The sequence below is a fragment of the Streptomyces sp. Tue6028 genome, assembly GCF_002300165.1.
GTDB classification, from domain to species: Bacteria; Actinomycetota; Actinomycetes; order Streptomycetales; family Streptomycetaceae; genus Streptomyces; species Streptomyces siamensis.
In genome coordinates this window covers 1-21,934 of the sequence record NZ_MLCE01000037.1, presented here as the reverse complement: position 1 = coordinate 21,934, position 21,934 = coordinate 1, and the positions used below count along the sequence as shown (strand labels likewise).

The window sequence follows — 21,934 nt, the reverse complement described above, 5'->3', positions numbered from 1 at the left end:
TGCCCGGCCGGAGCGGTCCGGCCGGGCAGCGTCGAGCGGGCGGTCAGACCGCCGTGGCCTGTGCCGCGAACTCGACCGGCAGCCGGTCGAGTCGGGCCTCCCAGGTGGAGGCGGTCGAGGTGAGCTCGTCGGCCGGCACGGCCAGGCGCAGGCCCGGCAGCCGGTGCAGGAGGACGTCGACGGCGGTCTCGATGATGGCCTGGCCGATGTTCTGGCCGGGGCACTCATGGGCGCCACCGCTGAAGGCCAGGTGCGACTGGTTGCCCTGGACGGACACACCCGCGTCGGGCCGGATCTCCGGGTCGAGGTTGCCGGCCGTGAGGCCGAGCACCAGGAGGTCGCCCTCCTTGATGTGGTGACCGCCCAGTTCGAGGTCGACGGTGGCGAAGCGGCCCGGGAGCACGGCCAGCGGCGGTGTGTTCCACATGACCTCCTCCACGACCGCGGAGACGTTCAGCTGTCCGCTGACGAGTCCGGCGAGCCGGGAGGTGTCGGTGAGCACCAGTTGGAGCACCCGGGCCAGCAGGTTGCTGGTCGTGGTGTGCGCGGTGATCAGCACCAGCCGCAGATGGCTGAGGACCTCGTCGTCGTCGAGGTCCGCCTGGTGGCCGAGCAGTCCGGTGGTGAAGTCGGCTCCCGGCTCCTCCTTCTTGCGCTCGGCGAGTTCGCCGAGGATCTCCATGATGCGGTCGTTGTGCACCACGGCGTCCTCGCCGCCCTTGATGACCTGGGCGCAGGAGACGGCCAGATTGCGGCCCTCGCCGGCCGGCAGCCCGAAGAGCCGGGTGAGGACGAGCATCGGCAGGTACTCGGCGTAGTCGGCCACCAGATCGGCGGTGCCCTCGTCCGCGAACGCGTCGATCTGCTTGTTCGCGAAATGCGTGATGTGACGCCGGATGCCGCGGCCCGCGACCGTCTGGAGGTTGTCGGTGACGGCCCCTCGCAGCCTGCGGTGCGGCTCGCCGTCCTGGGACACGCAGTCGGGGCGCCAGCCGAGCATCTGGATCAGCGGGGAGGTGGCCTCGATGCGGCCGTCCTTCCAGTCCCGCCAGATGCGCGCGTCACGGCTGAACTGCCGTGCGTTGTCGAGCACACGGCGGTTCTCCCGGTAGCCGAGGACCAGCCAGGCGGGGATGTCGCCCTCCAGGAGTATGGGTGCGACGGCCCCGTACTCCTTGCGCAGCCGCGCGTAGATCCCCTGCGGGTCGAGCGCGGCCTCCGGCCCGTACAGACGGGTGGTGTCGCTCGCGCCGCCGTGGGCGACGGGGCAGCCGCGAGGAGCGTCGGGACCGTTTGAGGGCTGGTCGTTCATCGGGGCTCCATTGCGGCGGCAGAGCGTTCCTGCAGGTGGCGTATCAGGGCGATCAGCACGTCACGGCTGGAGGCACGGTCGCGGGCGTCGCAGGCCACGATCGGGGTGTGCGGCGAAACGTCCAGGGCGTCGCGGATCTCCTCGATCGGGTGGTCCGTGGAGTCCGGGAAGACGTTCAGGGCGATGACGAACGGCACGTTCTGCCGTTCCATCTCCTCGATCGCCCGGAAGCTGGAGGCCAGCCGCCGGGTGTCGACCAGGACCACCGCGCCGAGGGCACCCTTGAACAGGCCGTTCCACAGGAACCAGAAACGCTCCTGGCCCGGCGTCCCGAACAGGTAGAGCACCAGCTGGTCGTTGATGCCGATCTTGCCGAAGTCGAGGCTGACGGTGGTCTCCTGCTTGTCCGCCACCCCGATCAGGTTGTCGACGTCCACGCTGGCCTGGGTCAGTGTCTCCTCGGTGGTCAGCGGCTTGATGTCGCTGACGGACCGCACCATGGTGGTCTTGCCGGTGCCGAAGCCGCCGGCGATCATCACCTTCACCGAGCGGGGGCCCCCGGCCGTCTGCCGGTCGGGGTGGTCAAAGCCTTTGAAGTCCACTGAGTACCTCCTCAAGGAGCGCGAGGTCGGGCCCGCTGCCGGCGCCTGACGCCGGGATGGGATGACGGGCTTCGACGCGGCCTGCGTCCAGCAGATCGGCCAGGAGCACCGCGAGAATGTTGAAGGGCAATCCGAGGTGGGCGCCGAGCTCGGCCACCGACAGCGGATCGCGGCAGCGCCGGATGATCTCCTCGTGCTCGTGCTGCATGCCGGGGACGGCAGCGGCGCGGGAGACGATCAGGGTCGCCACGTCGAGGCTCGACGCCGAACCGCCCGGTCCGCTGCGGCCCCCGGTGAGGACGTAGTAGCGCTCGAGACCGGACGGGTCCGTGGGCGGGCGGGGAGCACTCATCCAGAGTGCTCCTCCAGGCGCGGAGTGGTGCCCAGAAGCTCACCCATCCTGCGGGCCAGGTCCCTCATCTGATGGCCGAGAAGGCCCTGGTCGAGACCTTCCTTCGCGAGCACTCCGAGGTACGTCTCCACGCCGGCCCGCACCACGAACAGGTGGCCGCCGTCGACCTCGATCATGGCAAGCCGCAGCTGCCCCGCGTACTGGGGGAACTGCTCGGCCACGGGCTGGGCCAGCGCCTGGAGGCCGGCGACCACTGCGGCGAAACGGTCCACGTCGTCGGGGTCGTCGGCGCCGTAGGAGGTGATGGCCTTGCCGTCGCTCGATGCGACGAGGGCGAAGCGGATCTCCTGGATGCTCTCCGTCAGATCGCGGAGCGCCCAGCTCACGTCGGTTCCCTGTTGCGTCATGGGACTAGTCGCTCTCTTCAGTGCGGTGCTCGTTGAACTCGGGCCCGGCGGTCTGCTCGCCGCCGGCTGCCGGGTCTCGGTCCGCGGTCGTCTCGCGCGCCGGTTCGCTCTCGCGTCCGGCGGTGGCGAAGGCGGCGAGGCCGGCGAAGGACGCGTCCGGCGGTACGGCGACCACGTTCTCCTCCGTACGTCCGGCAGGCCTCGGCCGGTCCACCGTCGTCACGTCACTGCGCCTGCTCCTGCGCCGGGGCAGACCGCCGGGAGTGGTGTCCATGTCCTCGGTGGTCGGCGCGGGCGTCGTGGGCTCGGTGCTCGGCGCGGTCTCGGCGGCGGCGGCCGGAGCCGGCTCGGTTACGGCGGCGGGCAGCGGGCTGAAGTACTTGTGCGGGACCACGACGACCACCGAGGTGCCGAGCCACGGCGAGTCCGCGAAGGTGACACGGATGCCGTAGCGGCGCGCCAGGGTGCCGACGACCCGCAGGCCGAGGTTGGCGTCCTCCGAGATGCCGCCGAGGCCGGGGCCCGAGGCGGTGCCCGTGAGGGACTGCTCGGCCTCGCGCTTCTTCTCCTCGCTCAGGCCCTTGCCCGAGTCCTGGATCTCGATGCCGACGCCGTTGGGGACCTCCTTGCCGGAGACGACCACGGGCTCGGTGGGCGGCGAGTAGCGCGCCGCGTTGTCGAGGAGGTGGGCGAAGATCAGCGTCAGATGGTCCACCAGACCGCCGTCGACGCCGAGTTCGGGCAGGTGACGGACCTGGATCCGGTCGAAGTCCTTGATGCGGCCGATGCCTCCGCGGACCACGCTGAGCAGCCGCTGCGGTTCCTGCCACTGACGTCCGGGCCGGTCCGAGCCGCCGAGCACGCCGATGCTGGCGGCGAGACAGTCGGCCGGGCCGATCTCCTGGTCGAGCTCCATGAGGCCGCTGGCGACCGCGGGCAGCCGCCCGTGCTCGCCCTGCATCTCGTGCAGGCGTCCGCGCAGTTTGCTGGTCAGCACGTGGATGCGGCTGCCGATGCTGATGACCGCCTGTTCGGCCGAGGTGGAGCGGTCGAACTCCTCCTCCATGCCGATCAGCGCGGTGCGCAGGACCTTGCGCAGCTCGCCGTGCAGCTCGGGGCTCGCCTCGGATTCCGCGGCGAGCTCCGCCAGGATGTCGTCGATGGCTTCACCCGAGCGCAGCCGCTTGAGCGCCTCGGGCAGCTGGACGTCGGCGAGTCGCGCCACGGAGGCCTGCTGGAGGGCGAGTTGCTCCTGCCAGACCTCGGCCTCGGTGGTGAGGCGTGCCTCGTAGCCCTGGCCCTCGGAGACGAGCCGGGTCTCGTACGCCTTCGCCTCTTCGGCCAGCCGGCTCTCGTAGGCCTGGGTCTCCTCGGTGAGCCGGGCCTCGAAGGCCTGCGCCTGCTCGGCCAGTCGGTGTTCGAGGCCGGATCGCTCGGCGGTGAACTTCCTTTCCAGACCGGACACATGCTGCTGCCACTGCTGCGAGTGCTCGGCCTGTGAGGCGCGGAACTCACCGTTGGTGCGGCGCAGCTGGGACTGCGTGCGGACGAGGAGGCGCACACAGGCGGCGCCGGCCGCGGTGGCCGCGGCGCCGGCGAACGTGGCGGGTATCTGGACCTGGTCGGGGCCCGCGACCGCGGTGGCGACCGTGCCTGCACCTAAGGCGAGGGGCATGAGCCACCAGCTGTACCAGGCGACGGGTGCCCGCGCCGCCGGGGGCGGAGTGGCAAGTTCCATCTGCATCCTTCGAAAGCAACACGCTCGAACGGGGGGGAGTGTGCAGGCGCCGTACGCGTCAGGGAACGCCGGGCGAGACGACCGAGTGTGTTCGCGTCAACTCGCAGCGCCGCAGGGGAGCTTATCGGGTTGGACACCTAATGGATCAACTCCCCCACTTGGCACCCGTGAGTGTTCGGTCACGCTCCGACAGATGCGTCCACGTCGACAAATCTCCACGCCGACAACGCACTAGCAAACGGTGGGGGGCGTCGAGGGGGCCGGAGCGGGCGAAGCAGATCGACCGTTCCTCCTTCCTCGCCTTCGTCGACGGCCGCCGCGAGTGCATCGGCGAGGAGTTCGCGTGGACGGAGCTCCTCGTCGTCCTCGCCACCGTCCTCCAGCGCCGGCGTCTGACGCTCGTCTCGGCGCCGCCGCACCCCCAGGCCGCCGTCACGGTCGAGACGGACAGGCCGGAGATGACTCCGCTGCCGCGCGGCCTAGGCCGATGACCTGTGCTCGCCGTCCGCCGCGGCGAGCACAGTCTCCCGCCCGGAGGCCGCGGGGGTCTGCTCGCCGAACCAGTGGCGGCGATGGCGCCAGCGGGGCGGCGGCACGTCCTCGATACGGCCTGCGAGGCGTTCGCGCAGGTCCGGTACGCGGACGCCGTTGACGACGAGGGTGGCGAGCGCGGTGCCGAAGGCGAGGGCGTCGTCGGTGTTCTCGCGCAGGGTGGGGACGACGAGCGTGCCGGCCGGCGGCTGCGGGCCCGCTGTGTTCGGGGTGACCTCCACGAAGACGCGGTGCCCGTCCTCGGCCGCCGCGCGGAGGGCCTCGGGCAAGCGGGCGGGCCCGGTCAGGTTCGCCTCCCAGTGCGCGGTGTCGTACCGGGCGCCCCGGGGGTCGGCGAGCGAGGCCGAGTAACGGGCGCAGCCCGGGGCGGCCGCCGGGAGATCGCCCAGCTGCCGAGCGAACTCCCCTTTCATGTGGGCGAGTTCCCGCTGAGACACGCCGTCAGCGCTTCCCGTCGGTCGGCCGGCCGACGGGGTCGGTCCGTCGGCCCTCGGCCGGGCGCGGAGCCGGGAGCGCGCGGCGACGATCCGCGCGCCGGTGACGGGGTCGATGGCCCCCGACACGACCGCCGCGGCGATCTCTCCCGCCGCGTGACCCATCACGGCGGCGGGTTCGAGCCCGAAGGAACGCCACAGTGCGGCGAGGCCGAGCTGGAGACCGTAGAGGACGGGCATCGCGACGGCGGGTGAGGAGAGGTCGGTGTGCGCTCCCAGGCCCTCGGCCAGGGAGATGCCCGCGTGCCAGCGCAACAGTGGTTCCAGGCGCTCGACGGCGTCCGCGAACGCCGGTTCCGTCTCCAGGAGTTCATGGCCGGCGCCCGGCCACGGGCAGCCGTCGCCCGGGAAGATCCACACGGTCCCGGCGCCGTCGCGGCAATCCGCCGCGCCGGTCACCACGTGCGGGGACCTCTCGCCCGCGGCCAGACGGCTCAGCGCCTCCACCGTCGCGGCACGGCCTCGGGTCACCACGGCCGCACGGTGATGACCGCGCCCTGTGCGGCCGGCCAGGGTGCGGGCCAGGTCGGCGTCGCGCACCCCGGGTCCGGCACGGAGCCAGTCGGCGAGCTCACCGGCGTACGCACGCACGCGTTCCGCGCTGGGCGCGTCGAGCAGCAGCAGCGCGGGCCCGGTCCGGGGGTCCTGCGGCCGGGGGCGTGCGCGATGCTCGGTGAGGACGACGTGTGCGTTCGTGCCGCTGTATCCGAAGGCCGACACACCTGCGGTGGCCGTACCCGAGTGGCGCGGCCACGGCTCGGCCGAGGTGACCACGCGCAGGCCCAGTGCCTCCAGGCCCCCGCCGGTGCCGGTCGGGACGACGTGCGGATGCGGCGGTATCTCACCGTGCTGGAGGGCCAGGACGGTCTTGATCAGCCCGGCGATGCCGGCCGCTGCCCGGAGGTGTCCCAGGTTCGCCCTGACCGAGCCGATGAGCAACGGCCGGTCCGGCGTGCGCGCGGTGGCCAGAGCCGCGGCGAGGGCACACGCCTCGGCGGGGTCGCCCTGCGGGGTGCCGACGCCGTGCGTCTCCACGTAGTCCACGTCAGCGGGGTCGGTGTGCGCCTCGGTGAGGAGGGCACGCCGGGCGTCCGCGCTGGGCGCCGCCGGACCGCCGGAGCGCCCGTCGGAGTTGACGGCGGTCGACCGGACGACCGCCAGCACCCGGTCCCCGTCGCGTTCGGCGTCCGTGAGGCGCTTCAGCACGACGACACCGCAGCCCTCGCCGCGTACGGTCCCGTCGGGCCCGGCGTCGAACGCCCCGCGGAGACCGTCCGGCGAGAGCGCGCCCGCACGGTGCGGGACGCGGGGCGTGAGCAGCAGGCTCACACCGGCGGCGAGCGCGGTGTCGCTCTCCCCCGTCGCCAGACTCCGTACGGCATGGTGCACGGCGACGAGCGCGGAGGAGCAGGCCGTGTCGACGGCCAGGCTCGGGCCGCGCAGGTCCAGGGCGTGGGAGAGGCGGGCCGCCGCGACGCCGGGCGCGGTGCCCGCCGTCGTCCAGGCGTCCGGCGCGCCGGCCGTGACCTGGGCGTACTCGCTGCCGCTGATGCCGACGAAGACCCCGGTGCGGCTGCCCGCGAGGCGTGTCACCGGCAGCGCCGCGTGGTCGAGGGCCTCGCGGGCCACTTCGAGGAGCACGCGGTGCTGCGGGTCCATGGCGGCGGCCTCGTCCGCGCCGATGCGGAAGAAGTCCGCGTCGAAACCCGCCATGTCGTCGAGGAAGCCGCCGTGCGGCGTGCCCTCGTACGGCGTGCCCTCGTACGGCGTGCCCTCGTACGGCGTGCCCTCGTACGGCGTGCCCCCGTGCGGCGTGCGCTCGTGCGGCGTGCCGTCGGAGCGCGGTGCGGCGGCGGGCTGCGGGCCGGCCTCCCTGCGGTCGTCCGGGGGTGCGCCGACCGCGTCGCGACCTTCGCTGAGCAGGCGCCAGTACGCGTCGGGAGTGTCGGCACCGCCGGGAAAACGGCAGCCCACACCGACGACGGCCACGGCGGCCCGGTCCGCGTCCCGGTCCGCTCCCGGGCCGTGCCACGGCGCCCCGTGTCCGTCGGGCCGTTCCCGCGTCAGTCGCTCCACGAGCGCGTCGATCGTCCGCGCGTCCCCCAGCAGGGTCTCCGGCAGCCGCCGTCCGACGACCTCGCCGAGCAGGGCGGTCAGGGTCACCGCGTCACGCGAGGTGAGACCCAGTTCGGCCAGCGGGCGGTCGTCGGCGATCTCCCCGGGTTCGAGGGCGTACCAGGAGCGCAGTCGCCCGGCGACCACGGCCCGGATCTCGGTGCGCGAGGGACTCATCGGGGGTCGAACCCCCCTTCCAGGAACCGTGCCCGGCCGGCCGCGCGCGCCACCTTGCCGCTGCTGGTGCGCGGCACCGAGCCCGGAGGGACCAGGAGCAGCGATCCCAGGCGCAGCCCGTGGCGCGCCGATACGGCGGCACGCACGGTGTGTTCGGCGTCGCGCAGCTCCTCCGGCGTGGGTTCGGTGTCCCGGTCGTACTCCGCGACGACGACGAGTTCCTCCCCGGTGCCGTCCGCGCGGGGTGCCCCGAACGCGGCCAGCCGGTCCCGGCGTACGAGATCCAGGGCGGTGCGCACGGTCTCCTCGATGTCCTGGGGGTAGTGGTTGCGTCCATCGACGACGATCACGTCCTTGAGGCGTCCGGTGACCAGGAGCCGCCCGTCGTGCAGGGCGCCCAGATCGCCGGTGCGCAGGCGGCCCCGCGGGTCGAAGGGGGTGGGATCGGCCCGTTTCCAGTAGCCCCGGGCGATGTTGGGGCCCGTCAGGCGGATCTCACCGACCTGGTCCTCCGGCAGCTCTTCGCCCTCGGGCCCGACGATCAGCAGTTCCTGTCCGGCCGGCGGGCCGCACGCGACGAGTTCGGCTACTCCGCCCTCCGCCGTCGTCGTCCGTTCCGACGCCGCTTCGATGCGCCCCGCCGCGAGAGCTTCGGCGTCGCACCGCACCGTCGTCGGGGCTGCCGCGCGGGCGTCGGCCGTCACCAGCACGGTGGCCTCCGCGAGTCCGTACGCGGGCCGGTGGGTCGCCGGGTCGAGCCCCGCGGGCGCGAACGCCGCGTGGAAGCGGTCGATGGTCCCCGGCCGTACCGGCTCCCCGCCGTTGATCAGCACGTTCACCCGGTCCAGCCTCAGTGTTTCGGCAGCGCCGGGACCGGAGCGGGCCACGCAGTAGTCGTACGCGAAGTTCGGCGCCGCGCTCACGGTGCCGTCGTACGAGCCGAGCAGGCGGAGCCAGCGTGCCGGGTCCTCCAGGAACGCGACGGGGTCCATCAGGACGGACTGGAATCCGCCCACGACGGGGGCGACGACGCTGAGGACGAGACCCATGTCGTGGAAGAGGGGCAGCCAGCCGACGGCCGTGGTGGCCCCGGGGTCCTCGACGAACGTGTGAAGGGCCTGGCGGGCGTTGGCCGCCAGGTTGGCGTGGCTGATCATCACGCCGGCCGGGTCGCGGGTGGAACCGGAGGTGTACTGGAGGTAGGCGGTCTCGTCGGGATCCGGCACGGACTCGTACTCGTCGAACCCGAAGCGCTGGATGGGCAGGTGGTCCACGGGCACGACCGGCACCGCGGGCAGGTCGTGGTCCAGCGCGAACGCCTCGACGGAGGTGAGGTCGGCGGAGTCGCAGAGCAGGACGGCGGGTTCGCAGTCGGCGAGCACGCCGGCCAGTCGGGCGTCGTGGCCCGCGCGTTGTGGCCTGGACAGCGGGACCGCGATCACCCGGGCGTAGAGACAGCCGAGGAAGGCCGCCGCGTAGTCGAGGCCCTGCGGCATGACCAGGGCGGCCCGGTCGCCGGGCGCCGCGAGGGTCACCAGACGGGCGGCGACGGCGCGGGCGCGGGCGTCCATGGCACGCCAGCCCAGGGTCCGGTGCCGTCCCTCGGAGGCGGAGCCGGCGAACTCGACGTGCCGGAAGGCGCACTGCTGGGGGCGCCGGCGGGCCCAGTACCGCAGATGGTCCGTGAGCAAGGCGTCGGCCCCGGGCCGGGCTGCGGTCATGGTGGCTCCAACTCGTGGGGAGGGCAGTGCTGTTGTGCCCTGGAGGCGAGCGGTGGGTGGTCTCCCCCAGCCTCCGCCGACGGACGCCGGTCGAGTTAGACGGTCCGCTGACAGTTCGTCATGCCGCTTCTGTCAGCTCGCTGACAAAGGCGATGTGACGAACCGCACCCTTATGTCCGTCCGCGGCGGATGAGCCGGGACGGGTCGCCTGTCGTATCGTCTCGGAGCCCCTGATCCCGTGCGCAGGAGGAGCCCGAGCCGTGGACGACGAGCCCAACGGTCCGTTCAAGGTGTTCCCTTCGGACCTGCACGACCACCTCAGGCCCTTCTTCGCCGACATCGCCGAAGAGGTCGTACGGGCCATCAGGACCGAGATCCCCGAGTACGCCCGGCCGACCGACGACACGTACATGCATGTCGTGCACCAGGGCGTGGAGCACGCGTTGCAGGGGTTCCTGGAGCGGATGGCGAAGCCGGACACCGACTGGGAGCCGGTGAAGGCGACGTACCTGAGGATCGGGCGGGGCGAGGCGGAGGAGGGGCGCAGTCTCGACTCGTTCCAGTCCGCGCTGCGCCTCGGCGCGCGGGTGACCTGGCGGCGGGTGAACGCCCTGGTCGACGCGGAGTTGCTGCCCCGTGAGGTGCTGGCCGCCCTCGGCGAGGCGCTGTTCCTGCACCTGGACGAGATGGCCGCCGCGACGACGGCGGGCTACACGGAGGCGCGGCTGCATGCGGCCGGGGAGCTGCAGCAGCGGCGCAGCCGGCTGATCGACCTGCTCACCGCGGATCCGCCCGCGTCGGCCGAGGCGATCAGCGATCTCGCGCACTCGGCGCGCTGGCCGGTGCCCCGGGCCCTCGCGGTCGTCGCGGTCGACCAGGGGTCACGGCCGGGGGCGGTACGGCCGATCGTGCCCGCGGAGTTCCTGGCACGGTTCGACGTCCAGCCCGCCGTACTCGTCGTGCCCGACCCGGACGGGCCGGGCAGGGCACGGGCGGTCGCCGGGGCACTGCACGGACTGCGTGCGGCGATGGGTCCGACCGTGGCGCTCCAGGAGGGCGCGCGGTCGTGGCGCTGGGCGACCGAGGCGCTGGATCTGGCGCGGCGCGGCATCCTGCCGGGCGCGGAGCCGGTGCGCTGCCAGGACCATCTGGCGACGCTCCTGCTCTTCCGCGACGAGGCCCTGGTCGACGCGATGGCCGAGCGGCGGCTCGGGCCGCTGGTGGAGATGCGTTCGCCGCAGCGGGAGCGGCTGGCGGAGACGCTGCTCAGCTGGCTCCAGTGCGGGCACAACGCGAGCGAGGTGGCGGCGCGGCTCGCCGTGCATCCGCAGACGGTGCGCTATCGGATGCGCCAGCTGGACGAGTTGTTCGGGGACCAACTGCACGATCCGGCGGCCCAGTTCGAGATGCAGCTCGCCCTTCGGGCCCTGACCTTGCGCACGGCGGCCGAGTCGCGCTGAGACTCGTGGTCATGGCGGCCGAGTCCCGCTGAGCCCGGCCGTCGCGGCAGGGGTCGCGGGCCACCGCCGCCCGGTGATCGTGCGACGGTCCCCGCCGGGCGACCGGCACCCGCGGCAGCCACGCGGGGCGCCCCGCGTGGGGCGTCACGCCCTGCGCAAGGTCCGGTTGGCGGCCGCCGCGGCCGTCGTCGCGAGCAGCCAGCCCAGGCACACGAGGACCACCGCCGCCCACTGGAGTCCGCCGCGCGGACTGAACGCCTGTTCCTGGCCGAAGTCGACGAGCGGCAGCACGAGGTCGAAGGTGTAGATCGCGGCCTGGAAGTGGGGCGGCTTGCCCGGGTCGACCGCCTGTGGGGGCCATCGGGTGAACAGCAGGCTGCCGCTGAGCATGATCGCGCACAGCCACCACACCGCCCGCATCGGCCGGTAGCCGTAGCCGAGGGTGATGTCCTGGAGGCCGCCCCACACCCGGCCCGGCCACGGCAGCGTGGTGTGCTGGCGCCGCTGTTTGGCGAGGAGCACGGTGCGGGCGTCGCCGTCGTGACCGTGCAGCCGGTAGGAGGCGGCCAGTTGCTCGTAGGGCTGCGGGGTGAACCCCTCGGGATCGCGCGTGAGCAGCGGAAGCCGCTGTGCGGCGGGGAGTTGGGGCAGCAGGCTGTCGTAGACCACCCCCTCCATGCGCAGCGCCACGGGCCAGCGCTGCGGGGTGCCCTTCAGCACGGTGACCCGGGTGTGGCTGAGGTCGACGGTGCCCTTCACCGGCTCGCGGAACCGCAGGTCGAGCTCGGAGGCGGTGGAGCGGCGGCTGATCAGGGCGGCCTGACCGGCGGGCGCCTCGATGAGGGCGTCCTTGAAGGACAGACGGCTGCGTACGGTGATGCTGCTCATGGAGACCCTGCCGCGCGCCGTGAACCCGTCGCACAGGTTGAACTCGGCGCCGACGTCTATGCCGTGAGCCCGCAGCGCGGGTCCGTGCTGGGCGTCGAGCACGGCCTCCTGGAAGAGTGCGCCGCCGCCCACGCGGGCGTCGCACAGATCGACGGTGCCCTCGGCCACGAGGCCGCCCCGGCAGTTGAAGTCCCCTCCTATGTGCAGCCTGTTGGCCCTCAGCGCCGCGCCGGTCGGGTTGCGCAGCTCGGCACGCTTGAGTACGACGCTGCCGCGGACGGAGGTGTCCCTGAGGTCGGTGCAGCCGTCGACGCGCAGCCCCGTGCCCGCCTGGACGTCGCCTCCCACGGTGGCGCACAGCAGTTGCAGGGCACCCTCGCCCCGCCGCTCCCCGTGCCCCGTCAGTCGGCTGCCCTCCAGCCGCAGGGTGCCGCCGATCGAGGCGCCGTAGAGGTCGATGGGCCCGCGCACCTCGCATCCGGCGATCTCGCACTTCCAGCCGATCGTGACACCCACGGCCGACAGTCCGGGCAGCTCGCAGTCGCGCATCTCCAGCGCCCCGAGGGTGGCGCCGTCGAGGCAGGGAGCCTGCTCGAAACGGCAGCCGTGCAGTCGCAGGGTCCCCGCGAGGACGGCCTCGGCCAGATCGAGCCGGCCGTTGATCGACACATTCCTGAGCCTGAGCCGCGGCACATGTCCCGCCTCGGCCTGCGGTGGCGCCAGCAGGAGCCTTCGCACGACGCGGGCCCGCACCTCGCCCCGGTGCGTGAACCACTCCCCTCGCCGGAAGGCGGCCCACATCCTCCGCTCACTCCCGCTCCAGCCGGCCGGCGCGAGGCTGCCCGACACGTCAACTCCCCCTCAGGTAACGGAAATCCCGTGCATCGCTACCCCGAGGGCGGACGCCACAACCGGAGGTGTCGTGTGACCTGCCCGGCATACTTCCTGGACGGTTGTCCAGCTATAGTGGACAGCTGTCCAAGAAATACGAGACGACGGAGCCTGCTGACGATGGAGACGGTCGCGAACGTGCTGGTGGGGCTGGTGGCCGCGCTGCACGCGTACATCCTGGTCCTGGAGATGTTCCTGTGGGAGCGCGCGCCGGGACGGGGCCTGCACGGGTTCGACCCCGAGATGGCCCGGGCCACCGCACCGCTGGCCGCCAACCAGGGGCTCTACAACGGATTCCTGGCGGCGGGGCTGGTGTGGGGGCTCGTCGCGGACTATCCGACCGGCTTCCGCGTCCAGGTCTTCTTCCTGGTGTGCGTCGTGGTCGCGGGCGTGTACGGAGCGGTCACCGCGAACCGCCGGATCCTCTTCGCCCAGGCCCTGCCGGGGGCACTCGCCCTGGCCGCCGTCCTGATCGCCCGGTGACGTCCGGCGACCCGCGGGCCGCCCGGACCCGCGCCAGACTGCGCCGGGCGCTGCTGGAGGAGTGCGCCGAGCGGCCGCTGACGGAGGTCGGCGTCGCGGCGCTGGTGCGCCGGGCCGGGGTCGGCCGGGCGACGTTCTACGTGCACTACGCGGACCTGGAGGCGCTCGCCGTCGACGCCTGCGCCGATGTCGTACGGGACGCCGTGGAGGCTTTGCACGCCTGGCGCGGGCGGCCCGATCCGGTGTCGGCGCCGCCTGCCCTGCTCGCGTTCTTCGCCGACCTCGCCCCGCACGCCGCCCTGTACCGTGCGCTGCTGAGTCCGGGCGGCGGCGGCCCGCTCGGCAGCGTGCTGCACCGCGACCTGCGGGCCCGCAGCCTTGCCGAACGCACCCTCGTGGGTGCCCCGGACGCCCCGCTCGTCGCGTCCGCCGTGGCGGCCACCTTCGCGGGGGTGCTGGCGGACTGGCTGCACGGGCTGCTGGAGGGCACCGGCGAGGAGATCGCCCACCAGGTCTGGCAGTTGCTGGTCGCCCTGCACCGCAGTCGCTGACGGCTCACTTGCAGCCGACGCCCTGCTTCACCGCGGGCCACACCTCGACCCCGTCGGGTGTGCGGACGTACGCCTTCGACCGGCCGGCGGTCAGCCACAACTGCCAGTCGTGGTACCGATAGCCGGTGTCGCGTGCGGCGGCCGGCATGGTGCCGTCCGGGTCGTACGCGGAGGTGAGCATGCCGTCGAGGACCCCTTCGGGATCGCGCGCGTAGAGCCTGCCGTCCTCGCCCCGGCCGATCGCCAGGAAGCGCGCGCTCTCCCAGTCGCAGTGCGCGGCACCGACGGAGCTGTGCACCTTCGTGACCGGGACGCGTCGGCCGGCGCGGTCGGTCCAGATCTCGTACCAGGTCGAGTCGGTGAAGCTCGCGGGGAGTTCGGCCGGGTCGCAGGACGCGCTGGTCTCCGGACCCCAGCCGGGGCGGTGCGGGCGATCCAGCGCGACGACGACGGCGACCTTGGTGCGGCCGTCGACGTCGTACGAGAACAGCGCCCGCCCCTTCTCCTTGCGCTCCATCCGGTAGCCGGACCCGGGCAGTTCGGGCTGCTCCATGTCGAAGAACGCCCGCAGGCCCTCCTCGGGCGTCGAGCCGCCGTCGCCTCTGCTCCACGGGTCGCTGCCGCCACCCGAGTAGATCTCCGCGTCGCACTCCAGGGCACGCCCGGCCGCACCCGACCGCGCCCGGACCGCACGAGGGTTGTCGTCGCCGTCGTCCTCGCCGGCCGTCTCCTTCACGGGCACGGTCAGCGGACCGGTGTACGGCGTGGCGGGCGGCGTCCCGGTGACCACGAGGCCGCCGCCGTTCCCGTCCCCGCAACCCACCGCGGCCGCACCGAGCAGAACCATCGTCGTCGCGAGTCCCTTGCGCATGCCCACCCCTTGCCCTCCCGCTGCCGTCTCCCTCCTTCGACGCCGCAAAGGCGCGGTTCGTTCGAGAGGGTGGAGCTATCGGGTCGCCTGGAAGGTGCGCCGGTACGCCTGGGGCGAGACGCCGATGGCCACGTGCAGGTGCTGACGCAGCGAGGCGGCCGTCGCGAAGCCGACCTCGCCGGCGATCCGGTCCACCGAGAGGTCGCTCGACTCCAGCAGCCGGCGGGCGCGGGCCACGCGCTGCTGGATGAGCCAGCGGCCCGGGCTCATGCCCACCTCGTCGTCGAAGCGGCGGGCGAAGGTGCGCCGGCTCATCCGGGCGTGCTCGGCGAGTTCGGTGAGGGTCAGCGCGTCGCCGAGGCGGGTCAGGGCCCACGCACGGGTGGCGGCGGTGCTCGTCGCGGCCGGGTCCGGCACGGGCTGCTCGATGTACTGGGCCTGGCCGCCCTCCCGCAGGGGAGGCACCACGCAGCACCGGGCGACCTTGTTGGCCAGCTCGCTGCCGTGGTCCTCGCGCAGGACGTGCAGGCAGGCGTCGATGCCGGAGGCGGCGCCCGCCGAGGTGAGGACGGTGCCGTCGTCGACGAAGAGCACGTCCGGGTCCAGCGGGACGTGCGGGAACATCTCGCGGAACCGGTCGACCAGCTGCCAGTGGGTGGTCGCCCGCCGCCCTTCGAGCAGTCCGGCCGCGGCCAGCACGAAGGCGCCCGTGCAGATCGACACGATGCGGGTGTCCGGCCCGATGAGGGCGAGCGCGGCGGCCACCTCGTCGGAGAGCGACGCGGTGACGAACGCCGGGCTGATGGCGGGGATCACCACCGTGTCGGCCGTGCGCAGCACCTCGGGTCCGTGGTCGACGGTGACCGAGAAATCGGCGTTGGTGCGGACCGGCTGTCCGTCGACGGTGCAGGTCAGCACCTCGTACCGGCCGTCCGCGGCGCCGAAGATCCGGCTGGGGATGCCCAGCTCGAAGGGGTAGACGCCGTCGAGGGCGAGGACGACCACCCGCTCCGTACGGCCCTCGGCCCGTCCTCGCCGGCTTCCGGCCCGTCGTCGCCGGTGTCCCGTGCCCTCAGCGCGTCCGGCACGGTCGTCCTGCTGTACGGCGAGGTCCGGCTCGCCACGGTGTCGCTCCACTGCCATGGCACGATTCTATCGATGATTGGCAATCGTGCCATTTTCCTGCCGCGCCGACCCCGGCACGCTGGGACACCATGAGCACTGTGAAGACGATGCGAGCCATCAGCCAGGACGTCCTCGGCGGCCCCGATGTCCTGAAGGAAGTACGGGTGGAGCGCCCCGAGCCCCGCGCCAACGAGGTACTGGTCCGGGTGCACGCCGCCGGCGTCAACCCGACCGACTGGAAGCACCGCGCCACGGGCGGCTTCCTCGGCGAGCCGCCGTTCGTCCTCGGCTGGGACGTCTCCGGCGTCGTCGAGGCGACCGGCATCGGCGTCGCCCTCTTCAAGCCGGGGGACGAGGTCTTCGGCATGCTGTCCTACCCGTGGGGCCACGGCTCGCACGCCGAGTACGTGACCGCGCCGGCCCACACCTTCGCGCACAAGCCGGCCGGCGTCGACCACGTCCAGGCGGGCGCGCTCCCGCTGGTGTCCCTGACCGCGTGGCAGGCACTGGTGGAGACGGCGGACGTGCGGCCCGGACAGCGGGTGCTGATCCACGCCGCCGCCGGTGGCGTGGGACACGTGGCCGTGCAGGTCGCCAAGGCGCGCGGCGCGTACGTGATCGGCACCGCGAGCGCGGGCAAGCACGACTTCGTGCGGGGCCTGGGCGCGGACGAGCTGATCGACTACCGGGACACCGACTTCGCCGAGGCGGTCCGGGACGTCGACGTCGTACTGGACACCGTCGGCGGCGACTACGTGCAGCGTTCGCTGCGCACGCTGCGCAAGGGCGGAATCCTGGTGACGATCCTGCCGCGGGGCTCGAAGGAGCTCCCGGCCCAGGCCGAGAAGGCCGGGGTGCGCGCGACCGAGATGCTCGTCGACGCCGACCACGCCGGGATGAAGGCGATCGCGGAGCTGGTGGAGGCGGGCACGCTGCGCGCCTCGGTCGCCGAGACCTTCCCGCTGGCCGACGCCGCCAAGGCGCACGCTCTCGGCGACACCGGACGGACGGCGGGGAAGCTGGTGCTCGTCGTCGCCTGACCCAGGCCGGGCGAGCTGGTCACGGAAACGCGTCGCGCCCGTGACCAGCCTCTCCGGCGTCAACATCCGTGCGTTCAGGGCGACTTGGGGACCGTGGTGCGAGGGACGGACGGAGTCGCGCCGGCCTCCCACACCACGCGTCCGCGGCGCAACTCGCCGATTAAATCGAAGACATATGTCAATCGAACATGCTGGAATTCACTCCATCGGGGGTAACTTGCAGAGCAAGGAAGAGCTCTGCAACCACCGGCGGCCCGGCAGCGTGTCCTCACGCGCCGGACGTCGTCGCCCGGCTCCCGGTCTCACTGGCCCCTGCCTTCGGCAGCGGGCCGGCTGCCGGTTGGAGGTGATGTCTTCGTGCCGCACGACCCCGCACCCCCGACCCGGCATCTGCGTATCCACCAGGACCGCGGGCATGTCGTCCTGGAGTTCCACGGGGAGATCGACATCCTCGCGGCGCTGGAGATCACCCCGGCCCTGGACGCCGTCACCGGCGGCCCGGCACCGCAGGTCGTCATCGACCTGCGGCCCGCCGACTTCTTCGACTGCTCGGGCCTGCGCCTGCTGTACCGCGCCAGGCGGCGCGTCCTCGACCGCGGCGGGCGGCTGCACCTCGTCTGCACCCAGCCGCTGACGCTACGCGTCCTGCGGGCGACCGGTCTCGCACGCCTGCTGCCGCCCTCCGCGTCCCTCGACGAGGCGTTCAGCCGCCCGGAGGCTACTTCCGGATCCGTGTGACCTGCCCCGCGCCGACCGTACGGCCGCCCTCACGGATGGCGAACTTCAGCCCCTCCTCCATGGCGATCGGCTGGATCAACTGCACCTGCATGGTGGTGTTGTCGCCCGGCATGACCATCTCGGTGCCCTTGGGCAGCGTCACCACCCCGGTGACGTCCGTGGTGCGGAAGTAGAACTGCGGGCGGTAGGTGTCGAAGAAGGGCGTGTGCCGGCCGCCCTCGTCCTTCGACAGGATGTAGGCCCGTGCCTCGAACTCCGTGTGCGGCGTGACCGATCCGGGCTTGATGACGACCTGCCCGCGCTCCACGTCCTCCCGCTTCACACCGCGCAGCAGCAGTCCGACGTTCTCCCCCGCACGCCCCTCGTCGAGGAGCTTGCGGAACATCTCGACGCCGGTCACCGTGGTCTTCGTCTTCTGCTCGTGGATACCGATGATCTCGACCTCGCTGTGCACCTTCAGCACGCCGCGCTCGATGCGGCCGGTGACGACCGTGCCGCGGCCCGTGATGGTGAAGACGTCCTCGATCGGCATCAGGAACGGCCGGTCCACATCGCGCACCGGCTCGGGCACGAACTCGTCTATGGCGGCGAGGAGTTCGAGGATGGAGGCGCGCCACTTCGGGTCGCCCTCGAGGGCCTTGAGCGCGGAGACCTGGACCACGGGCACGTCGTCGCCCGGGAATTCGTACTCGGTGAGGAGCTCGCGCACCTCCAGCTCCACGAGTTCCAGGATCTCCTCGTCGTCCACCATGTCCGTCTTGTTGAGCGCGACGACGATGTACGGGACGCCGACCTGCCGGGCCAGCAGCACATGCTCCTTGGTCTGCGGCATCGGCCCGTCGGTCGCCGCGACGACCAGGACCGCGCCGTCCATCTGCGCGGCGCCCGTGATCATGTTCTTGATGTAGTCCGCGTGGCCCGGACAGTCGACGTGCGCGTAGTGCCGGTGTTCCGTCTGGTACTCGACATGGGCGATGGAGATCGTGATGCCGCGCTGGCGTTCCTCGGGGGCCTTGTCGATCTGGTCGAACGGCGTGAACGGGTTCAGGTCGGGGAACCGGTCGTGCAGCACCTTGGTCATGGCCGCGGTGAGCGTCGTCTTGCCGTGGTCGATGTGACCGATGGTGCCTATGTTGACGTGCGGCTTGGTCCGCTCGAATTTCGCCTTCGCCACTGCGAGCCCTCCTGATCACCTGGGTGACGCCGAGCGTTGCTCGCGGCTTCCCGGCCGGGCACCAGGCCGCTTCCCCGGCCCTGCGGACGGGCGGGAAGTTCCGCTCCTTCCTGTCTATTCGCTCTGGGGCGCGTCGAACAGGGCGCTGACGGACTCACCGTTGTGAATGCGCCGTACCGCCTCGGCGAGCGCCGGCGCGATCGACAGGACGCGGAGCTTCTCGGTGTGCTCCTCGACCGGGACCGGAACGGTGTTCGTGCACACGATCTCCAGGACGTCGCTCTGCTCGCTGAGCCGCTTGAGCGCGCCGGCCGCGAACAGCCCGTGGGTGCAGGCGACCCGGATCGACCGGGGGCCCAGTTCCCGCAGCCTGTCCAGGAGTTCGAGGACGGTGCTGCCCTTGGCGATCTCGTCGTCCAGCACGATCACATCGCGTCCGGCGATCTCTCCGATGACGGAACTGATGCGCACGCGGTCGTCGGCGAACCGCTGCTTGGCACCGGCGGCCACCTGCGCCCCGAGCAGCCGCGCGAACGCCGCGGCCTCCTTGGCGTTGCCCAGGTCCGGCGACACCACGGTCGTACGCGACATGTCGAGGCCGCGGAAGTGCGCCGCCAGCTCGCGCAGGGCGTGCAGATGGTCCACCGGGACCGAGAAGAAGCCGTGCACCTGCGGGGAGTGCAGCGTCATCGCGAGGACCCGGCTCGCCCCCGCCGCCACCAGCAGGTCCGCCACGAGCCGCCCGCCCATGGAGATCCGGGGCATGTCCTTCTTGTCCGAGCGGGCGTACGAGTAGTGCGGCATGACCACGGTGATCCGGCCCGCCGACGCGCCCCGCGCCGCGTCGCACATCATCAGCAGCTCGACGAGGTGCTCCTGCACCGGCGAGACCAGCGGCTGCACGAGGAAGACGTCACGCTCACGGCAGTTCGCCTGGAGCTGGACCTCCAGGCAGTCGTTGGCGAACCGGCTGACGCGGGTCGGGCTGAGGGGGACACCGAGATGGGCGCAGACCTCCGCGGCCAGCTCGGGATGGGCACTACCGCTGAACACGGCGATGTCACGCACGACCGCTCCTCGCATGATCGAACCGGGCCGTGGCGCCGTGCGGCAAGATCGGCCCGGGGTGCGTGTTTCATGCTACTGGGGACCTCCCGGTCACTCGACCGGGGCCAAATTCGGTTGCGGACGACCGCCCGGACCGCGCCATGATGACGGCGTCAGAGCCACCCGCCCCCAGGAGAGAGAACGACATGCGCCGATTCCTCGGAACACCTCAGCGCCCCCACCGGACGACTGTTCCCGAGGACTCGACCACGCATGCACACCCTGAACATCGGAATTCTGGCCCACGTCGACGCGGGTAAGACCAGCCTCACGGAGCGGCTGCTGTTCGACGGCGGCTCCATCGACCGGCTCGGCAGCGTCGACGCCGGTGACACCCGTACGGACGACGGGGCGATCGAGCGGCAGCGCGGGATCACGATCCGCTCGGCCGTCGCCGCCTTCCGCACCGGGGACGTCCAGGTCAACCTGATCGACACCCCCGGACATTCCGACTTCATCGCCGAGGTCGAGCGCGCCCTGGAGGTCCTGGACGGGGCGGTGCTGCTGCTCTCCGCCGTCGAGGGCGTGCAGGCGCAGACGCGCGTCCTGATGAGGACGCTGCGGCGGCTCGGCCTGCCCACCCTGGTCTTCGTCAACAAGATCGACCGGGCGGGGGCGCGCGAAGGCACGCTGCTCGACGACGTACGGCGGCTCCTCACGCCGTACGTGGTCCCGCTCAGCCGCGTCAGCGCGCTCGGCACACCGGACGCCCGGGTCCTGCCACGGCCGCTCGACGACGTCGCGGCCGGCGCGCTCGCCGAAGTGGATCCCGGCGTGCTGGCGGCGCTGGTCGACGGTCCGCCGCCGACCCCGGACGAGCTGGAGGCGGCCCTCGCCGCGCGGACCGCCGACGGCTCGGTCCATCCGGTCCTCTTCGGTTCGGCGATCGGCGGGCAGGGCGTCGCGGACCTGGTCGCGCGTCTGATCCGGCTGGTCCCCGGCCCGACCGTGGTGCCGTCCTCCTCCGGTGAGCCGCGCGGCACGGTGTTCGCCGTACGGCCCGGGCCGGGAGGCGACCGCACGGCCTGGCTGCGCCTGTACGAGGGAGAGGTGAGGCAGCGTCAGCGGCTCGTGTTCCGGCGGCGGGAGTCGGACGGCCGGACCGCGCAAGTGCCCGGCCGGGCGCTGGGCATGCAGGTGGTCGGACGGCCGGAGGCCGACCGGCTCACCCCGGGGAACATCGCGGTGCTCCGTGGTGCGGGCGCGCTCCGCGTCGGCGACCGGCTCGGCCCGTCCGGTGACCGGGCGCAACAGTTCGCCGCCCCGACCCTGGAGACGCTGGTCAGGGCCAGGTGTCCGGAGCAGGCCGCCGCACTGCGCGCCGCGCTGCTGGCCCTCGCCGACCAGGACCCGCTGCTGCACGCCGGGCCCGCCGCGTCCGGCAGCACCGCGCTGCTGCTGTACGGGGAGGTCCAGAAGGAGGTTCTCGCGGCCACGCTCGCACAGGACTTCGGCATCGAGGCCGACTTCGAGCCGAGCCGGGTGCGGCTGCTGGAGCGCCCGGTGGGCACCGGTGAGGCGTGCGAGGAGATCCAGCGGCACGGGCACGTCGGGTACTGGGCGACGATCGGACTGCGGGTCGAACCGGGACCGCGTGGCTCCGGCGGAGTCTTCACGTACGAGACCGAACTCGGCGCGCTGCCCCGGGCGTTCCACCAGGCGATCGAGGACACGGTGCACGCCACGCTGCTGAGCGGCCCGCGCGGCCGGCCGGTGACGGACTACCGGGTCACGCTCGTCCGCTCCGGGTTCGCGGCGCCGATCAGCACGGCGGCCGACTTCCGCGGGCTGACCTCTGTCGTGCTGCACCGGGCCCTGGAACGTGCGGGGACCCGTGTGTACGAGCCGTACCACGCCTTCGAGGTGGAGATCCCGCTCGACGCCCTGGCCGCGGTGACGGCCCATCTGGCGGCGTGCGGGGCGGAGTTCGGGGCCACGACCGGCGGCCGCACCTCGTGGCTGGTCACGGGTGAGCTGCCCGCCGGCAAGGTGCGGGACGTCGAAGTGCGGCTCCCGGGGCTGACGCACGGCGAAGGGGTCTGGTGGTCGCGTGTGTCCGGCGACCGTCCCGTCCGGGTGGCGCGCTGACCGATGCGTCGTGCGGAGCGGCGGCTCCGGCCGGTGCCGTAGGTGGGG

At 72.6% G+C, this 21,934-nt stretch carries 19 protein-coding genes; 7 read left to right on the top strand and 12 right to left on the bottom strand.

Translation table 11 applies throughout. The annotated features are described in order from the left end of the window. Window positions 1-43: 43 nt before the first annotated feature. Genes BKI49_RS34005 through BKI49_RS33985 form a run of 5 tightly spaced genes read right to left on the bottom strand, consistent with a single transcriptional unit; the run spans window position 44 to window position 4,411 of the window. Complete coding sequence (locus tag BKI49_RS34005; protein ID WP_095938168.1) at window positions 44-1,312, bottom strand: cytochrome P450; 1,269 nt, start codon at window positions 1,310-1,312, stop codon at window positions 44-46. Continuing rightward, a complete protein-coding gene (locus BKI49_RS34000) occupies window positions 1,309-1,914 on the bottom strand; it encodes a GTP-binding protein (RefSeq protein ID WP_095938167.1) in 606 nt (201 codons plus the stop codon). The genes BKI49_RS34005 and BKI49_RS34000 overlap by 4 nt, the downstream gene beginning before the upstream one ends. Further along, a complete protein-coding gene (locus BKI49_RS33995) occupies window positions 1,895-2,266 on the bottom strand; it encodes a DUF742 domain-containing protein (protein WP_028798636.1) in 372 nt (123 codons plus the stop codon). The genes BKI49_RS34000 and BKI49_RS33995 overlap by 20 nt, the downstream gene beginning before the upstream one ends. Continuing rightward, window positions 2,263-2,673: a roadblock/LC7 domain-containing protein gene (locus BKI49_RS33990; RefSeq protein WP_028798637.1), complete on the bottom strand. Its 411-nt coding sequence runs from the start codon at window positions 2,671-2,673 to the stop codon at window positions 2,263-2,265. The genes BKI49_RS33995 and BKI49_RS33990 overlap by 4 nt, the downstream gene beginning before the upstream one ends. Before the next feature lie 4 nt (window positions 2,674-2,677). Beyond that, a complete protein-coding gene (locus BKI49_RS33985; protein ID WP_095938166.1) occupies window positions 2,678-4,411 on the bottom strand; it encodes a sensor histidine kinase in 1,734 nt (577 codons plus the stop codon). 167 nt (window positions 4,412-4,578) lie between these two features. On the opposite strand from BKI49_RS33985, the gene BKI49_RS33980 reads away from it, so the two are divergent. Continuing rightward, complete coding sequence (locus BKI49_RS33980; RefSeq protein ID WP_257005063.1) at window positions 4,579-4,902, top strand: cytochrome P450; 324 nt, start codon at window positions 4,579-4,581, stop codon at window positions 4,900-4,902. Here BKI49_RS33980 and BKI49_RS33975 read toward each other — a convergent pair. Both BKI49_RS33975 and BKI49_RS33970 read right to left on the bottom strand, forming a co-directional pair. Beyond that, the gene (locus BKI49_RS33975) at window positions 4,891-7,749 is read right to left on the bottom strand and encodes a type I polyketide synthase (protein WP_095938164.1); all 2,859 of its coding nucleotides are present in this window, start codon (window positions 7,747-7,749) and stop codon (window positions 4,891-4,893) included. The genes BKI49_RS33980 and BKI49_RS33975 overlap by 12 nt on opposite strands. After that, window positions 7,746-9,470 (bottom strand): fatty acyl-AMP ligase, encoded by a 1,725-nt coding sequence (locus tag BKI49_RS33970; RefSeq protein WP_095938163.1) that lies wholly within the window; start codon window positions 9,468-9,470, stop codon window positions 7,746-7,748. Before BKI49_RS33970 ends, BKI49_RS33975 begins: the two co-directional genes overlap by 4 nt. Before the next feature lie 260 nt (window positions 9,471-9,730). Between BKI49_RS33970 and BKI49_RS33965 the strand changes: the two genes are divergently transcribed. Continuing rightward, window positions 9,731-10,930 (top strand): PucR family transcriptional regulator, encoded by a 1,200-nt coding sequence (locus BKI49_RS33965; protein WP_095938162.1) that lies wholly within the window; start codon window positions 9,731-9,733, stop codon window positions 10,928-10,930. Between the two features lie 144 nt (window positions 10,931-11,074). Here the strand turns inward: BKI49_RS33965 and BKI49_RS33960 are convergent, their stop codons facing one another. Next, complete coding sequence (locus BKI49_RS33960; RefSeq protein WP_143658546.1) at window positions 11,075-12,487, bottom strand: hypothetical protein; 1,413 nt, start codon at window positions 12,485-12,487, stop codon at window positions 11,075-11,077. Between the two features lie 342 nt (window positions 12,488-12,829). Between BKI49_RS33960 and BKI49_RS33955 the strand changes: the two genes are divergently transcribed. Beyond that, window positions 12,830-13,192: a DUF1304 domain-containing protein gene (locus BKI49_RS33955; protein ID WP_095938160.1), complete on the top strand. Its 363-nt coding sequence runs from the start codon at window positions 12,830-12,832 to the stop codon at window positions 13,190-13,192. Continuing rightward, window positions 13,189-13,743: a TetR/AcrR family transcriptional regulator gene (locus BKI49_RS33950; protein WP_095938159.1), complete on the top strand. Its 555-nt coding sequence runs from the start codon at window positions 13,189-13,191 to the stop codon at window positions 13,741-13,743. Before BKI49_RS33955 ends, BKI49_RS33950 begins: the two co-directional genes overlap by 4 nt. Before the next feature lie 4 nt (window positions 13,744-13,747). Here the strand turns inward: BKI49_RS33950 and BKI49_RS33945 are convergent, their stop codons facing one another. After that, window positions 13,748-14,614, bottom strand: coding sequence for a hypothetical protein (locus tag BKI49_RS33945; protein WP_095938158.1), 867 nt, complete (start codon window positions 14,612-14,614; stop codon window positions 13,748-13,750). A gap of 75 nt (window positions 14,615-14,689) precedes the next feature. Continuing rightward, complete coding sequence (locus BKI49_RS33940) at window positions 14,690-15,757, bottom strand: GlxA family transcriptional regulator (RefSeq protein WP_095938157.1); 1,068 nt, start codon at window positions 15,755-15,757, stop codon at window positions 14,690-14,692. A 71-nt stretch (window positions 15,758-15,828) separates the two neighbouring features. Here BKI49_RS33940 and BKI49_RS33935 point away from each other — a divergent pair, with 71 nt between their 5' ends. Together BKI49_RS33935 and BKI49_RS33930 are read left to right on the top strand one after the other, a co-directional pair. Next, a complete protein-coding gene (locus tag BKI49_RS33935) occupies window positions 15,829-16,779 on the top strand; it encodes an NADP-dependent oxidoreductase (RefSeq protein ID WP_179332670.1) in 951 nt (316 codons plus the stop codon). 357 nt (window positions 16,780-17,136) lie between these two features. Then, window positions 17,137-17,517, top strand: coding sequence for an anti-sigma factor antagonist (locus tag BKI49_RS33930; RefSeq protein WP_095938155.1), 381 nt, complete (start codon window positions 17,137-17,139; stop codon window positions 17,515-17,517). Here the strand turns inward: BKI49_RS33930 and tuf are convergent. Beyond that, window positions 17,498-18,691 carry an elongation factor Tu gene (tuf, locus tag BKI49_RS33925; RefSeq protein WP_095938154.1) on the bottom strand — a complete coding sequence of 398 codons (1,194 nt, stop codon included), beginning with the start codon at window positions 18,689-18,691 and terminating at the stop codon, window positions 17,498-17,500. The genes BKI49_RS33930 and tuf overlap by 20 nt on opposite strands. A 114-nt stretch (window positions 18,692-18,805) precedes the next feature. Further along, entirely contained in the window at window positions 18,806-19,759 is a 954-nt protein-coding gene (locus tag BKI49_RS33920; protein ID WP_095938153.1) for a ribose-phosphate diphosphokinase, read from the bottom strand. Between the two features lie 252 nt (window positions 19,760-20,011). Between BKI49_RS33920 and otr(A) the strand changes: the two genes are divergently transcribed. Next, window positions 20,012-21,886 carry a tetracycline resistance ribosomal protection protein Otr(A) gene (otr(A), locus tag BKI49_RS33915; protein WP_095938152.1) on the top strand — a complete coding sequence of 625 codons (1,875 nt, stop codon included), beginning with the start codon at window positions 20,012-20,014 and terminating at the stop codon, window positions 21,884-21,886. Window positions 21,887-21,934 lie beyond the last annotated feature (48 nt).

What these genes read in the sequence shown, in the direction of transcription:
- BKI49_RS33975 (WP_095938164.1), bottom strand. Translation starts at nt 7,749, where the DNA reads ATGAGTCCCTCGCGCACCGAGATCCGGGCCGTGGTCGCCGGGCGACTG.
- BKI49_RS33955 (WP_095938160.1), top strand. Translation starts at nt 12,830, where the DNA reads ATGGAGACGGTCGCGAACGTGCTGGTGGGGCTGGTGGCCGCGCTGCAC.
- BKI49_RS33945 (WP_095938158.1), bottom strand. Translation starts at nt 14,614, where the DNA reads ATGCGCAAGGGACTCGCGACGACGATGGTTCTGCTCGGTGCGGCCGCG.
- BKI49_RS33940 (WP_095938157.1), bottom strand. Translation starts at nt 15,757, where the DNA reads ATGGCAGTGGAGCGACACCGTGGCGAGCCGGACCTCGCCGTACAGCAG.
- BKI49_RS33990 (WP_028798637.1), bottom strand. Translation starts at nt 2,673, where the DNA reads ATGACGCAACAGGGAACCGACGTGAGCTGGGCGCTCCGCGATCTGACG.
- BKI49_RS33970 (WP_095938163.1), bottom strand. Translation starts at nt 9,470, where the DNA reads ATGACCGCAGCCCGGCCCGGGGCCGACGCCTTGCTCACGGACCATCTG.
- BKI49_RS33935 (WP_179332670.1), top strand. Translation starts at nt 15,829, where the DNA reads ATGAGCACTGTGAAGACGATGCGAGCCATCAGCCAGGACGTCCTCGGC.
- BKI49_RS34005 (WP_095938168.1), bottom strand. Translation starts at nt 1,312, where the DNA reads ATGAACGACCAGCCCTCAAACGGTCCCGACGCTCCTCGCGGCTGCCCC.
- BKI49_RS33995 (WP_028798636.1), bottom strand. Translation starts at nt 2,266, where the DNA reads ATGAGTGCTCCCCGCCCGCCCACGGACCCGTCCGGTCTCGAGCGCTAC.
- BKI49_RS33985 (WP_095938166.1), bottom strand. Translation starts at nt 4,411, where the DNA reads ATGGAACTTGCCACTCCGCCCCCGGCGGCGCGGGCACCCGTCGCCTGG.